This is a genomic window from Aquiflexum sp., from assembly GCF_041751335.1.
Classification (GTDB): domain Bacteria; phylum Bacteroidota; class Bacteroidia; order Cytophagales; family Cyclobacteriaceae; genus Aquiflexum.
The window spans coordinates 12,372-26,636 of the sequence record NZ_JBGSXS010000389.1; the positions used below are offsets into that span (position 1 = coordinate 12,372).

At 37.3% G+C, this 14,265-nt stretch carries 14 protein-coding genes; 11 read left to right on the forward strand and 3 right to left on the reverse strand.

The features are described 5' to 3' along the window. The first annotated feature begins 7 nt into the window (after nt 1-7). From ACEW8U_RS20955 to trxA, 10 genes are all read left to right on the forward strand, one after another. Complete coding sequence (locus tag ACEW8U_RS20955; protein WP_373524006.1) at nt 8-550, forward strand: CvpA family protein; 543 nt, start codon at nt 8-10, stop codon at nt 548-550. Next, complete coding sequence (locus tag ACEW8U_RS20960) at nt 531-1,121, forward strand: aminodeoxychorismate/anthranilate synthase component II (protein ID WP_373524007.1); 591 nt, start codon at nt 531-533, stop codon at nt 1,119-1,121. The genes ACEW8U_RS20955 and ACEW8U_RS20960 overlap by 20 nt, the downstream gene beginning before the upstream one ends. 90 nt (nt 1,122-1,211) lie before the next feature. Next, nucleotides 1,212-1,877 carry a CBS domain-containing protein gene (locus tag ACEW8U_RS20965; RefSeq protein WP_373524008.1) on the forward strand — a complete coding sequence of 222 codons (666 nt, stop codon included), beginning with the start codon at nt 1,212-1,214 and terminating at the stop codon, nt 1,875-1,877. 14 nt (nt 1,878-1,891) lie between these two features. Next, a complete protein-coding gene (locus ACEW8U_RS20970) occupies nt 1,892-2,767 on the forward strand; it encodes an NAD kinase (RefSeq protein WP_373524009.1) in 876 nt (291 codons plus the stop codon). 128 nt (nt 2,768-2,895) lie between these two features. Further along, on the forward strand, nt 2,896-3,648 hold the full coding sequence (locus tag ACEW8U_RS20975) for a DUF6089 family protein (protein ID WP_373524010.1): 753 nt from the start codon (nt 2,896-2,898) through the stop codon (nt 3,646-3,648). An 82-nt stretch (nt 3,649-3,730) separates the two neighbouring features. Then, nucleotides 3,731-4,468, forward strand: a complete 738-nt coding sequence (locus ACEW8U_RS20980; protein ID WP_373524011.1) for an isoprenyl transferase — start codon at nt 3,731-3,733, stop codon at nt 4,466-4,468. Nucleotides 4,469-4,473: 5 nt separating this feature from the next. Continuing rightward, on the forward strand, nt 4,474-7,173 hold the full coding sequence (locus tag ACEW8U_RS20985; protein WP_373524012.1) for an outer membrane protein assembly factor: 2,700 nt from the start codon (nt 4,474-4,476) through the stop codon (nt 7,171-7,173). Then, nucleotides 7,173-7,709: an OmpH family outer membrane protein gene (locus tag ACEW8U_RS20990; protein ID WP_373524013.1), complete on the forward strand. Its 537-nt coding sequence runs from the start codon at nt 7,173-7,175 to the stop codon at nt 7,707-7,709. The genes ACEW8U_RS20985 and ACEW8U_RS20990 overlap by 1 nt, the downstream gene beginning before the upstream one ends. A gap of 17 nt (nt 7,710-7,726) precedes the next feature. Beyond that, nucleotides 7,727-8,272: an OmpH family outer membrane protein gene (locus ACEW8U_RS20995; RefSeq protein ID WP_373524014.1), complete on the forward strand. Its 546-nt coding sequence runs from the start codon at nt 7,727-7,729 to the stop codon at nt 8,270-8,272. Between the two features lie 194 nt (nt 8,273-8,466). Further along, nucleotides 8,467-8,775 carry a thioredoxin gene (gene trxA, locus ACEW8U_RS21000; protein ID WP_373524015.1) on the forward strand — a complete coding sequence of 103 codons (309 nt, stop codon included), beginning with the start codon at nt 8,467-8,469 and terminating at the stop codon, nt 8,773-8,775. Here the strand turns inward: trxA and ACEW8U_RS21005 are convergent. Beyond that, a complete protein-coding gene (locus tag ACEW8U_RS21005; RefSeq protein WP_373524016.1) occupies nt 8,765-9,148 on the reverse strand; it encodes a DUF2784 domain-containing protein in 384 nt (127 codons plus the stop codon). The two genes, trxA and ACEW8U_RS21005, sit on opposite strands and share 11 nt — an antisense overlap. 96 nt (nt 9,149-9,244) lie before the next feature. Next, on the reverse strand, nt 9,245-12,823 hold the full coding sequence (locus tag ACEW8U_RS21010) for a hypothetical protein (protein ID WP_373524017.1): 3,579 nt from the start codon (nt 12,821-12,823) through the stop codon (nt 9,245-9,247). Nucleotides 12,824-13,201: 378 nt separating this feature from the next. Here ACEW8U_RS21010 and ACEW8U_RS21015 point away from each other — a divergent pair, with 378 nt between their 5' ends. Beyond that, nucleotides 13,202-13,795, forward strand: coding sequence for a hypothetical protein (locus ACEW8U_RS21015; protein ID WP_373524018.1), 594 nt, complete (start codon nt 13,202-13,204; stop codon nt 13,793-13,795). A gap of 111 nt (nt 13,796-13,906) precedes the next feature. On the opposite strand, the gene ACEW8U_RS21020 is transcribed toward ACEW8U_RS21015, so the two are convergent. Then, nucleotides 13,907-14,218 (reverse strand): hypothetical protein, encoded by a 312-nt coding sequence (locus ACEW8U_RS21020; protein ID WP_373524019.1) that lies wholly within the window; start codon nt 14,216-14,218, stop codon nt 13,907-13,909. Nucleotides 14,219-14,265 lie beyond the last annotated feature (47 nt).

Below are 14,265 nucleotides of genomic sequence, written 5' to 3' on the forward strand. Positions count from 1 at the left end.
AAATAGGATGCTGGATCTGATTATCATCGTTTTTCTCGCTATGGGGGCCTATAGTGGCTACAAGCAAGGGTTGTTCATCAGCATCCTTTCCATTGTTGCCTTTATTATCGCCGTCATACTCGCTTTCCATTTTATGGACTGGGGGACGGCTTTATTGGCAGAAAGAGTGGACCAACTTACTTTTTTTCTACCTTTTGGAGCTTTCCTGATGATATTTCTTGGGGTGATATTGATCATCCGAGGTTTGGCTTTTCTGGTCAAGAAGACTTTGGATTTCACCATTCTGGGGTCTGTGGACAGTATTGCGGGAGGAATTCTCGGAATATTCAAAACAGCCCTTATCTTAAGTCTTCTACTATGGATAGCCAATTCTTTTGAGTTTTTTGTTTCTCAGGAATGGGTTGAAAACTCAAAATCCTATACCTTTATCCAGCCTATTGCTCCTTTCGTAATCATGTATTTGGATCAGTTTACCCCGATTATCAAAGATACCATTTCAGGTATTCAGGAGTTGGTAAAATTAGCGGCAGATGGTACTGTTGATCGATAATTTTGATTCCTTTTCCCATATTTTAGCTGATTATTTCAGACAGGCTGGCTTGGATCTGGAAATTTTCAGAAATGATGTTGACCTCGAAATTCTTAAAAAGAGAGACTGGGATGGTTTGATTTTGTCACCAGGGCCAGAGATTCCCACTAGGGCAGGAAACTTATTACAGATTCTGGAATACTACCATGACAAAATACCTGTCCTCGGAATATGTTTGGGACATCAGGCCATTGGAGAGTTTTTTGGTGGGAAGTTGGTCAAATCCCAAAAACCGGTGCATGGAAAAGTCCACACTGTTTTCCAGATCAATGACCATGAAATGTTGAAAGGAATTCCAAAAACTTTTGAGGTGACCCGGTATCATTCCTTAGAAATTACCGAGATACCGGATACACTAGAAATACTTTTAGAAACTAGGAATCATGAGATCATGGCAATAGTCCATAAATCATTTCCGATAGTTGGGATTCAATACCATCCTGAGGCAGTAGTGACCCAATATGGTCCTGAAATTATAGGGAATTGGATCAGACATTATCGAATAGGTCTTCCAACATTTCATTCAGCATAAAAGAATTTTTTCGGTAAAAAGGGTTTTATCCAAACTAGCTTAGTCCCGAGAACGTTTTATTATTCGGAACCAATTTAATATATTTAGACCATGCAGGCTTACGAATTTATCAATAACCTTATTCCGCCCTTGAAACCCAAGGACAAGGCAAAGATGGCTTTGACATGGATGGAGGAGATCAGGACGAATATGCTGCCTGTTGTTGAAAATAATAGGTTTATGGGTTTTGTAACCGATAACCTCATTTACACATTGAATAATCCCGAACTTCAAATCAGCAAAATCGCTTTGGAATTCAGCGCTTGTTTTGTGTATCAGGAAAAACACATTTATGATGTGATTAAAGTTGCTTCCGAGTATCACTCCCATATGGTGGCCGTCATCGATAAAGAAACCAATTACTTAGGTGTAGTGACCATGGAGGATGCTATTGGAGCTTTTGCAGACTCTCTTTCCATACAATCCCAAGGAGCAGTTTTGGTTTTATCCATGTTTATGACGGATTACAGTCTTTTTGAAATTGCTAGAATTGTTGAATCAGAAAATGCCAAAATTCTCAGTAGTTTTATTTCCAACGATCCTTTGGATGATAGCAAGATCAAAGTCACACTTAAATTAGACAAATCGGAATTGAGACATATCAAAGCTACTCTGGAAAGATTTGGTTTTCGGATCATTGACCATTATCAGGAAGAGGATTCAGGAGGTGAAGAGCAAGAACGAATTGATAACCTGTTGAGATTTTTGCAGATATAACCCAAAACCCAAAAATGAATATTGTCATCCATGGGATTGGATTTCAAATAGAATTTATCCCTATTATAGAGCGCTTGTTTCAAATTCTTGAATCTAAGAAAATCAAATTTTCGCTTACCGAATCCTTTTCCAAATCCCTTAAAAAAATTGACTTTGATACCAAAGGGTTTCATGTACTTCCCAAAAATCCATCTTTTTCGGGGATTGATTTTATAATATCTGTTGGGGGAGATGGGACACTTTTAGACTCAGTCTGTTTGGTAGGTACAGCTGAAATCCCCATCATTGGTATCAATACAGGTAGACTTGGATTTTTGGCGACTGTTGCCAAGGAAGATATTGAAAATGCCATCATTGGATTATTGGAGGGCGACTATTCCATTGAGTCCCGGTCGTTGTTGAGTTTGGATTCTGACCATTTGCTTTTCAACGGACTTAACTTTGGACTGAATGAGTTTACAATTCATAAAAGAGACACCTCTTCTATGATTACTGTACATACATATATCAATGGGCAATATCTGAATAGTTATTGGGCAGATGGTCTGATAGTCTCTACACCAACAGGTTCGACAGGTTATTCTTTGAGTTGTGGAGGTCCACTAATTACCCCGGGAGCAAGAAATTTTGTCATTACTCCGGTCAGTCCACACAATCTTAATGTCCGGCCTATCGTTGTATCAGATGAAAGCGAAATCAGTTTTGAAATTGAAGGAAGAAGTGAGAAATTCCTGATTTCCTTAGATTCAAGGTCTACAGCAATTGATGCGTCCATAAAATTGAAGGTTAAAAAAGCAGAGTTCTCAGCTAAATTGGTCAAATTCGCGGATTACGGTTATTTTGATACGCTTAGGAATAAGCTCAATTGGGGTTTTGATATGAGAAATTAGATCAAAAATTTTACAGATTAAGATGATCTGGAAATAAAATTTAACACTTATTTGCATTAACAAAAATTAACCCTGCAAATACTTAAAGGGGTTTTTATATCGTTTGGTTGTTCATAAATTGCAGCGTCTTGAAAAAGAAAAAATTCTGGTTCTTATCCACTTTATTTATTTTGGTTCTGTCATGGGTCATCATTTCACCACAGGCAGTCGCCCAAAAATATGAGTTCGGTGGGGGACTGGGAGTAGCGACCTATTCGGGGGATATTATCAGAAGATTGGACCCCGAGCAGATTGGAATTCAAGGAACGTTGTTTGGCAGACGAAATTTTGACAATGTGTGGACATTGCGTGGCGGGGTCTCTTTTGCGAGACTCAATGCTGCTGATAGCGTCCGTCCCATTGATCCTGTGATGGCATATAGAGATGCTGGTTTTAGAGGCTCATTATTTGAGATTTCTGCAGTGATGGAATATCATTTTCTGGATTTTACCCATCCGCAGGCCCAGTTTAGGTTCTCACCTTATGGATTTCTGGGGTTGGGTTTTGCAGGATTTGTTGGTAATGGAAGAAAATTTAGAGATGATCCCAATCCTTCGGGATATACCGTAGGAACACCCGTAATCCCCTTTGGAATTGGCATCAAATACAAATTATCACAGAAGTGGCTGTTGGCAGCAGAGTTTGGAGCAAGAGCAACATTTACCGACGCACTCGACAAGCTATATGGAGATGAGCCCATTATTCCCCGCATTTCCGATCCGATATTTCCAAGTTCAGGTTCAGGTTACAACTACGGCAACTACAGCGACAAAGATTGGTATTATTTTATAGGTGTTACCATCAGTTATTCCTTCAGTTCAGTAAAGTGTTATGCTTATTAAATTGGGCGATAAGATAGATTATTGAAAAAGAAATAGCATTTTTGTACCTCCAAAAGCGAAGGTGCTTTCGTATAGATACGAAATGAAGGAATTACTAGACAAAACCAAAATCCCCAATCACATAGCAATAATCATGGATGGCAATGGGCGCTGGGCCCAGAAGAAAGGTGCCATGAGGATTTTTGGGCATAAAAATGCCATCACTGCTGTAAGGGAAACCATCGAAGGGGCCGCAGAATTAGGTCTCAAATACCTTACCCTATATGCCTTTTCAACAGAAAACTGGTCAAGACCTCAGGACGAGATCAATGCATTAATGGAACTTTTGGTGGATACCATTACCAAAGAAGTCCCAAATATGATGGAAAACAACATCAGGTTGGTGACAATTGGACACTTGTCCAGTCTCCCAGGTGGATGCCAGCATAAACTTCAGGAAACAAAGGAATTGACCGCCAATAACACCGGACTTACCGTAGTATTGGCAATCAGCTATAGTGGAAGGTGGGAAATACAGGATGCGATTAAGACCATTGTCAAAAAAGTAGTAGACAAAGAATTAAAAATAGAAGAGATCACGCAGGAAGTAATTGCTGCAAATTTGAATACAAAAGATATACCTGATCCGGAACTCTTGATCAGGACCAGTGGAGAGATTAGAATCAGTAATTTTCTCCTTTGGCAATTGGCTTATACCGAACTGTTTTTCACAGAGGTATTGTGGCCGGATTTTAGAAAAGAGCATTTGCTTGAAGCCATTCTTGACTATCAAAAGAGAGAAAGGCGGTTTGGAAAGACAGGGGCTCAGATTAAAACTTGATTTTGATGAAAAAAAGTACCATTATCCTATGCCTAATGTTGTTGGCCGGTAGCCTTCAAGCCCAAATCAGATTGGGTCAGAGCCGCTATTCGACCGCTAGGCCTGTGGATATTTTAGAGTTGAATTATACCAAGCCCCAAAAATTCAGAATAGCTGAAATCAAAGCAGTTGGATTAGCTACCTTAGATGAAGTAGCCATTGTTTCATTGTCAGGCCTCAGAGTAGATGATGTGATTTCTGTTCCGGGAGATAATATTTCCAATGCATTGAAAAGACTTTGGGGCCAAGGTATTATTGGTGATGTTAAAATTCTTGTAACAAAAATTGAGGGGGATGATATTTACCTATTGCTGGAGTTGACCGAAAGGCCAAGATTTAGTAGGGTAGAGTTCAGCGGAGTCAATAAAACCCAGGAAAGTGAACTCAAAGACAAAATCAAAATCCGTGGCCGTGTTGTCAGGGATGATGTTTTGAATACATCTCAAAGAAACATCCGTCAGTATTTTATGGACAAAGGTTTCTTAAATACTGAAGTAAAGGTCGTGCAGGAGAGAGATACCACCTTACCAAATAGTGTAAAGTTAAGATTTGAAATTGATCAGAAGTCAAAAGTGAAGATCAATGAAATCAAGATATATGGTAATGAAGAGGTGCCTGATGGAAAAATCAAAGGCAAATTAAAAGGAACAAAAGAACATCCAAGGATGCACTTTGTCCGTGATGTAACCTCCAGAATTACCAATACAACACCCAAAACGGCTAAGGAAGCATTTGTATACAGAAACCCTGTTACTCCGGAACAGGTAAAGGAATATATCAATAAGAATTTCAAACTGAATTTCTTCAATGCATCCAAATATGTTGCAAAGGATTTCAGAGAAGATAAGGAAAAAGTAGTTGCTTATTATAATTCCAAAGGATACAGAGATGCTGAGATTCTTCAGGATTCCGTTTACCGATTCTCTAATAATACTGTCAATCTTGACATTTCATTGGAGGAAGGACAAAAGTACTATTATAGAAACATCACCTTTGTAGGTAATTACCTGCATCCCGATAATCTCCTACTTTCCAGATTAGGTATTGAGAAAGGTGACGTTTACAATAAGGAGAAATTGGATAAGCGATTGAACTATGATCCACAAAAAGGTGATGATGTCAGTTCACTTTATCAGGATAATGGATACCTTTTTTTCCAGATAGATCCAGTAGAAATCAAGGTTCAAGCGGATTCCATAGACATTGAAATGAGGATATTTGAAGGTCCTCAAGTAACTGTAAACTCTGTATCCATCCAAGGAAATGAAAGAACCTCTGACCACGTGGTCATGAGGGAAATCAGAATCCTTCCGGGGCAGAAGTTCAACAGAAGTTTGTTGGTAAGGACCATCAGGGAATTGTCCCAATTGGGATACTTTGATCCAGAAAATATCGAGCCGGACATGAAACCCAATTTCGAGGATGCCACCGTGGATATTGTTTTCAAATTGGAAGAAAGGCCAAACGATCAGATAGAATTGTCCGGTGGTTGGGGAGGTTTCTTTGGATTTGTTGGAACTGTAGGTCTTGTTTTCAATAACTTCTCGATTAAAAATATTGGTAATTTCCAAAAATGGAGGCCACTCCCTGTAGGAGATGGTCAGCGGCTTTCTCTCAGGGTACAAGCCAATGGTCGGTCCTTCCAGAACTATAGTGTTTCCTTAACAGAACCTTGGTTTGGTGGAAGAAAACCAAATGCCCTAAGTTTAAGTTTTAACCATTCCGTACAAAGACAGCTTGATTTCTTTAACCAGACAAATCCCGGAAGGGAAATCGGTTACTTTAAAATAACCGGGGCTACTTTGGGTCTTTCCAAAAGAGTAACCTGGCCAGATGATTATTTTATGGTTTCCAATGCCCTACAATTCCAGATTTATGAATTCAACGAATTCGGAAGAAGCTTTGGATTGAGTTATGCAACTGGAAAGGCAAACAGTTTAGCTTTGAATACCACCATTGCCAGAAACAATGTCGATAATCCGATTTATCCTAGGTTGGGTTCCAACATTTCATTGGTAACATCGTTTACTCCACCTTATGCATCACTTAACTCTAATATCAACCGTGAATCTCCTGATGAAGAAAAATTCAGGTGGTTGGAATATCATAAGTGGATGTTTGATGCTACTTTCTACACTCCTGTATTCGGTTCATCTAAATGGGTTATCAGTGCCCGGACGCATATGGGCTTCTTGGGATCTTATGGGGATAGGATCGGAATTATTCCTTTGGAAAGATTCGTGATGGGAGGAGATGGTATGAACATGAACAACTTTGCATTAGGTCAAGAAATCATTGGCTTAAGGGGTTATGAGAATCAGGTTATTACTCCAGGTAGAGATTCAAGGTTTGATCCAAATTCTACTGAAGGATATGGTGGTATAGTTTACAATAAACACGTCATGGAACTTAGATTCCTGGTATCCCCAAATCCATCTGCAACGATTTTCCTTTTGGGATTTGCTGAGGCAGGAAACAACTGGGGATCTTATGCGGAATTTAATCCGTATAACCTGAAAAAATCAGCAGGTGTGGGCGCAAGGATATTTATGCCGGCTTTTGGATTACTTGGTCTTGATTGGGGTTATGGATTTGATCCTGCCCCGGGTCAGGTCAATCCTAGTGGTGCTCAATTCCACTTTACTATTGGTCAGCAATTTAGATAATGATGAAAAGATCGATTATATTATTATTTTTGCTTCCTCTATTTAGCTCGATGCTGCTTACACAGCGTGCAGAGGCACAAAAGTTTGGTTATATCGACTCAGAATTTCTGTTGAATAAGCATCCTGATTACAAGTTGGTACAGTCCGAATTGGAAGCCCTCAGCTCCGAATGGAAAAAAGAGGCACAAAATTTGGAAAAGAATATCAAAGAAATGTATGCCAACCTAAAGGCGGAAGAAGTTTTACTTACTGAAGAGATGTATCAGGAAAAGTTGGCAACCATCAAAGAAAAGCAAAATGCAGCTGTGGCCTTTAATAATAGGGTTTTTGGCATGAATGGACAATATTACCAAAAACAAGCAGAGTTACTTCAGCCTCTACAGTCCAAGATTTATGATGCCATAGATAGAGTTTGTAAAAGAAATAATTTGGCAGTGTTGTTTGACAAAGCGTCAGGCCCATTGATGATTTATACAGATCCAAGACATGATTATTCAGAATTTGTTTTGGAAGAATTAGGATTAGAAAACAAGTAAATTAAATAGAAACGAAAATGATGAAAATTAAAGTTATCCTATCCGCAATAACTTTGTTTTGCGTAGGATTTGTAGCCCAGGCCCAGGAATTGAAAATTGGCTATACCAATGTAGAGTTACTGATGGACCTGATGCCGGAAATGGAGCAGATCTCTGCCGATATTCAGGATTACCAGTCTCAGCTTCAGACTAATATTCAGACAAAAGCGCAGGATTTCCAAAGAAAAGTTCAGGCTTACCAGCAGGCAGCCCAAACTATGACTGAAGATGCAAGAGCTGCAAAAGAAGGAGAACTTCAAAAGTTACAGCAAGACCTCCAAAAGTATGAACAAGATGCTCAGACTTCTTACCAAAGAAAACTTGGTGAATTGTTGGAGCCTGTACAACAGAAGGTGTTCAATGCGATCAACGCAGTAGCCGCAGAAAACAATTACACCCATGTTTTCTCAGAAGCAACAGGTAACTCTCCTATCTTGTTATACACCAAAGATGATGACAAGTTCACTGAATTGGTTTTGACAAAATTGGGAATTCCAATTCCTGCTCCAAATCCCGCTAACTAATATTCCTAATATAAATTAGGTTCTAAACCCTGCTTCTTAACAAGCAGGGTTTTTTTTATTAAAATATCAGAACTGATAGAGGTGATTTTTTAAATTTCCCACTCCAAGTATCCATAAATATCCATCAGTATCAAATATCAATGATTTCGATTTAATAGAGATATTAGCAACAGCATAATCTAAAAGAATAAAATATGGCAAAGAAAAAGTTCAAAGAAATCGTGCATCAATCAGATGAAGCCATATTGGTTGATTTTTATGCAGATTGGTGTGGGCCCTGTCAGACAATGAATCCGGTCTTGGAGCAAGTAATCAGTGAGTTGGATGGGAAAATCAAACTCTATAAGCTGAACATAGACCGAAACCCACAAGTCAGTCTTCAATTTGGGGTAAGGTCTATTCCACATTATATACTTTTCAAGAAAGGAAAGATTCTCTGGAGAAAAGGAGGCGTGTTGACTAAGCGGGAATTGCTGCAGGCTATGAAGGGATTTATTGGATGATTTTTTTGGAAGTTTTTTTAGGGAAGAAATTAACTTTAATAGAGATAAAGAACGCCAATAATGCCAAGGATAAGGTCATGATGTCCACCAAATTTGGATCAAGATTCAGACCGGATAATCTTTTGATGATAAATGTGATATACGAATTGGGAAGGTCGGTATTACCCAAATGCCTTAGAATATCCCAATGCCAGTCTGTCAATGGACAAAATCCCCAACCATACCAAATTCCCAGGATTACCCATGAGGCCAAAGTCAAAGAAATGGTCGCAAAATGCCACTTTCTCAACGGTTTCCAGATCCAGGCAAAAAGGTTGAAAAGAATCAAAAGCGAATGAAAAACGGTGAAGAATATATCCGCTAATTGGAGCATTGTGTTTATAGTCTTTTTTTAAAAGCTGACATTAATAGCCTTATTGGCAACATCAAATGTCAGCAACTTTTCCAATTTCATAAATTTAATTGACTTTTAACTTTTATTCTTTCCAGTGGATGGCAGTGAATTTCTGATCAAGGAATAAATGCCTCCCAATGCCCCGGTAATGCCTGCAACAAAAGTAGACGCCTGATCAAGGAAATTCTTGTCAAAGTAACTGATCAAAGCTACAGACAATAATATAAAACTGAAAACAGCTATTTGGATGGAACTGGCATTTCCATGCTTATCTTCATCCCTTTTGAATGCTTGCATTTCCTCCTCGGAGACATTGTTCAATATAAAAAGCCTGAAGTGCTTATCAAATAATATTGGAAATAGCTCTTTGGAATCTTTACCTCCCAAAATACTCCTAGGTACCAGTATGCCCTTTTGTATCAATTCAGTGATGATAGGCTTGTTGGTGAAATTGAAAAATCCATGCTGACTGAAGTAATAACAGATTTTTTTCTCATCGAAGCTCATTTCCGACCAGATATTATAAAAATATGCTTTTCGTGACCGTATTAGAATCCCGGCTTTTTCATCATTTGGAGATATGATTTTGAGGTTGGGATCCAATTCGATCTGTACATACTCAAAGTGAAAAGAACTGAATAACTGTGAAAAAATCATTTTTTGTTTTGGGTCCTCCAATTGATAGAGCAATTGTTTCCAGGAAACACCCGAACTGATAATCAGGTACAAATTATCATTAAGTGAATTGATTATATGGGGTAATCTTTCCAAAAGGAGGGTGATTTCAGGTAGACAATGCACATTTTTGATGATCCAGATATTTTTATCTTTAAGCTCGGGTAGAAGAGATTCCTGCCATTTTAATTCAGGGTTAGATGTACAGTCAGTTATTTCATGTTTTCCGAGGTCTATGAGATCTTTAATCCATTTGGGGTAGTTTTCAGAATCCAATCCACATAAAAACACTTTTTGACTGAGTGTAGAGGTATTGGGATTTTGGTGATGGTATAAAAAACCTTCAAAATCCAAAAAATATATTTTTTTGGTAAGCGTATAAACCATCCAAATGAACAAAGCGAGTATCGTCAGGAATAATAATGTTACTGACAAGGACCACAATAAACTTTCGTTTATTTTTTCGAAAGGTCTGATCAAACTTTTAAAGTCGATTAATTTTATATCTTCCAATTTGGGCTGAATCAATCCACGGTCAGCATAAATAAACGCTTTAACTTGTGAGGCATTTTGATTGTTCAAGGCCCCGAAAAACAGTCTTCTTCCCTCATCATAAGTTTGCCAAAAATTATCAGGAGTACTTTCAAAATCCTTACTGTTTTTTTGTGGCTCCCAGTTTTTGGATTCATATTGATGGACTTTAGAATAGATGATATAGCCAGGGACAAATCCGATCATAAATATCCACATGATAAAAAAACTGGTATAGATATAATGGAAGAAAGTCAAACTTGGATTGTGGTTTGTATTGCCTTTTGACATAGACCCATTTGAAGGAGTGATCTTTGGAATACTATTTTCCGCGATTTTCAACCTTTTTTTGAAAGTAAAATAGGATGAGCCAACAACCCAAATGAACAAAATAGAATATTGAATGAGGGGTATTAGACCGAATAAAAACCCAAATGATATTGCTATTATCACTCCCATTATCCAGAAGAACCTACCTATCTCAATGTTTCTGGAATTTCTGATAATCTTCCTGTTTTCCTCAGGTGTAAGTTGATTGTTGCTTTTTTGCCAACTTGGACCCAACATCATGTACATAATGACCTTGAAGTGAAAGGTTGCAATAATCAGAATCGTAAAAATTCCAAAAAAATGAATGGCCGGGAGGTGGTAAAAATATAGAATAATGAAAATATAAATGACCATAAACCAAATCAAATATTCGAAATTTTTGACCCTTGATTTTTTCGGATATAAATAATTGTAAGCGAATTTCTCCAGTGTTTTATTTTTGGATTTTGATTTATTCAGTTTGTTGGCCAATGAAATAATGGCAAGCATCAAGAGGTAGAAAAATATAAAGAGGGTCGTTTCAAATGTCACCAAAGAAGAGTATACATGTTCCAAATGTTCATCTTGGAGGTATAACATCCATAAGGGTTGATCAAATGCTAAAGTATCTGTTTTGCTGATCATCGTCAGGTAACCATTAAAAGCATTGCCATCGAGGTACAAAGGAATTTCCCACTCAAATTTTGAGCTTTGAATACTATTTGATATCATAATACCCTCGATTTCCTCCCATTTTTTGGTTGAAAGTAATTGGGAAAGACTGTCAGCTGCAATTTTTATTCTTGGGCTTTTATGTATCAATAAACCATTTTCCTTAAAAAGTAAAAACTCCCGATCTAGATCATATTTGGTCAGGCTATCCTTCCAAAAGAATGTAATGGCCTCAACATGATTTGAATCTTTTTTGAATCGGCTGATTACTGATTCCTGCTTAGAATTCGCTAAAGAATAATGTGATCCGATATAATAATTTTCAGATTTTGGACCCTTAAGATTTTCATCATCTTTAAATTCAAATTGTTTCAAAAAATACCTAAAATATTCCCTATGCCTTAATGAACGAAAAATTTGATTGGAATTATCCCTTTTTCCATCACCATAGAACTCTTTAATCCCACCACTATTATTTATTTTAATCAATTCATTTGCACTGCTTGTAACCCTACCCTGAGGCAAAGCGGTTGCAGAAGTATCCCACTGATTTAAGAAAGCAATTTTGCTCTGAAGGGTTTTCTGAATGGTGTCCTTGATTTCCTGCCGGATATTCTCATGGTCTGCAGCTTTTATGGGATGGTGGTTTTTGAAAAATGAAAATCCAAATCCGACAATAACCAGAATGCCCACAAGAGAAAGGCCCACACTAAAAACACCAAAACGGGTTAGTTTATCACTTTTAGTCAGTCCAAAAAAAGAAAAAATGGGAAGCGAAAAAAGCATTAATCCTAATAGGAATACCAAAATAGTAAGATTTGTAAAGTCCACCTTCCATCCGATAGACTCAAAATCTGTGAGTTTGATGGCACCTATCAAGAAAAACTTGTAGTTTCCTATCAACACAGGTGTATAATATATCAAGTGCTTTTCATCATGATAAATGATTTCTTCTTTATTGGTTGGTAAAAGTATAGAATCAACATCTGCTTCATCAAATTGCCCAAAAGATTTTCCGATCTCTGATCGGGGATATAGAACTTTCCCGGTTTGGTCTGTTAAAAATACAGGCTTAAAAAAATCCTGATTATTGATTTTAGCAAAAAGTTGGTCTAAGCTGATGGTATCCTGCTTGGAAGATGAATTATTCAAAATTAGAATGGGAACTTCTTGTGCATTTTCTTGAACCAGATCGACAGAATCAACTTTGACGAAGTTAAAGTCTTCAAATTTTTGAAATTTTGATTTCGGCGCTTCCTTTAAAATCCTTCTTCTTTCTTCTTGGAGTTTTTGATTGGCATAAGATTGAAACGCCACCTGAAAATTTCCCTTCACCAATTCCATGTTACGGATAGCTTGTTGGTCCAATTCCCTTTTGTTGGTATTGGACTGCTGAAAAAGCATGAATGCCACAATAATTATGGCCACCATGAAGATTCCCCAGATTTTGAAATTTTTGAATCCCATAAAAGTATTGATTTAAAAATTCAATTAAATATACAAAAACTACTGATTATCATAAAGATATGATAAAGAAAATTCTATAAAATTAATTTTGAGGTAGCAATTAAGGTATATTTATTTCATTTAGGAACCCTTGTCAGAGTAAGTAATTTTTATATAAAAAAATAATTTTCTTGGATTTTCCCTTATTCAAAAAATACAATTTACATTTTAATTTTGCTTCCTAACCCGATCTTTTTCAGTCAATTCACCCTGAAAGTATATTTTTTTAATACTGATTTTTGTTAATCTCATTTTATACAGGCATATTTATTGCTCTCGCAATAAAAGTACCGAGTAGGTACAAATTGAATACGCTTAGGTTTAAAACTACCAATTCCAATGAAAAAAAATTTTATCTCACTGTTTCTTTTAATATTCCTTGGGTTTCAGGTGTCGGCGCAGGAAGCAACGGAAACAGGTTCACTCAATGAAGGAACTATTACCAGTCAATTTGATTATCTCAACAGGATATCCAATAATTTTCAGGATTACAAAGTAGTCAAAAAGACCCATCTCGAAAAAATCAGGACAAATGTCCTAGATTCCCTTAATGTATTCAAAAGCCAATTGGTGACAGTCAATCAGGAGTTGGGCACTAGGCAATCCAAAATCGGTGAACTCGAAAAGCAAGTAACCGAGACCAATAAGCAGTTGGAAGTCGCCGAAGCAGCGAGAGACAACTTTGAGTTTTTGGGAATGGCTATCCACAAATCAGCTTATGTCACCATGATGTGGACGATAGTTGGTATTTTAACCGCAGCTTTTCTCTTCTTTTTGTTCAGGTACAGTCAAAGCCATAGGGTGATATCCCGAGCCAAAAAAGACTTGGCCGAAACTATCGAGGAATTCGAACAGCATCGGAAAAATACCCTTGAAAGAGAAAGAAAACTTAAAAGAGAGTTGGTTGATGCTATGAACGGCAAAATCCATTGACATCCTATTGCTAAAAAAGAAAAACCCCTGTAAAAAGTTTTTACAGGGGTTTTTTCTTATTTAAGCTTTTATCAAATTTTAGCTGAATGACCCATTCAAATAACTTTTCAATTAAGTAAGCAGGATAATTAGCAACAAAATAATGATGATTGCCCCTACAGAGATATAAACACCATTTCCAAGGTCTTTGACTTCTTTCTTCATCTCTCTGAGCTCTTCTTTTACATTACTACGTTCCTCACTACTGAGATCTGAAAGATCCATGGATTTGATTTCGGCTACTCTGATTTCAATTTCAGCCACTCGGGCTTTTTCTTCAACAGTCAGCTCTTTTTTATCTTTTTTAGACTCTTTTGCCATGGCGACAGGCGCTGTCGCAGCAAACATAAACATAACGGACAGAAATATTGCAATTTTTTTCATAGGGAAATAATTTAGGTTTATTGTATAATAATTCTGAAAATTGGGTT

Coding starts and splice junctions, on each gene's coding strand:
- ACEW8U_RS20955 (WP_373524006.1), top strand. CDS start 8: ATGCTGGATCTGATTATCATCGTTTTTCTCGCTATGGGGGCCTATAGT.
- ACEW8U_RS20960 (WP_373524007.1), top strand. CDS start 531: ATGGTACTGTTGATCGATAATTTTGATTCCTTTTCCCATATTTTAGCT.
- ACEW8U_RS20965 (WP_373524008.1), top strand. CDS start 1,212: ATGCAGGCTTACGAATTTATCAATAACCTTATTCCGCCCTTGAAACCC.
- ACEW8U_RS20970 (WP_373524009.1), top strand. CDS start 1,892: ATGAATATTGTCATCCATGGGATTGGATTTCAAATAGAATTTATCCCT.
- ACEW8U_RS20980 (WP_373524011.1), top strand. CDS start 3,731: ATGAAGGAATTACTAGACAAAACCAAAATCCCCAATCACATAGCAATA.
- ACEW8U_RS20985 (WP_373524012.1), top strand. CDS start 4,474: ATGAAAAAAAGTACCATTATCCTATGCCTAATGTTGTTGGCCGGTAGC.
- ACEW8U_RS20990 (WP_373524013.1), top strand. CDS start 7,173: ATGATGAAAAGATCGATTATATTATTATTTTTGCTTCCTCTATTTAGC.
- ACEW8U_RS20995 (WP_373524014.1), top strand. CDS start 7,727: ATGATGAAAATTAAAGTTATCCTATCCGCAATAACTTTGTTTTGCGTA.
- trxA (WP_373524015.1), top strand. CDS start 8,467: ATGGCAAAGAAAAAGTTCAAAGAAATCGTGCATCAATCAGATGAAGCC.
- ACEW8U_RS21005 (WP_373524016.1), bottom strand. CDS start 9,148: ATGCTCCAATTAGCGGATATATTCTTCACCGTTTTTCATTCGCTTTTG.
- ACEW8U_RS21010 (WP_373524017.1), bottom strand. CDS start 12,823: ATGGGATTCAAAAATTTCAAAATCTGGGGAATCTTCATGGTGGCCATA.
- ACEW8U_RS21015 (WP_373524018.1), top strand. CDS start 13,202: ATGAAAAAAAATTTTATCTCACTGTTTCTTTTAATATTCCTTGGGTTT.
- ACEW8U_RS21020 (WP_373524019.1), bottom strand. CDS start 14,218: ATGAAAAAAATTGCAATATTTCTGTCCGTTATGTTTATGTTTGCTGCG.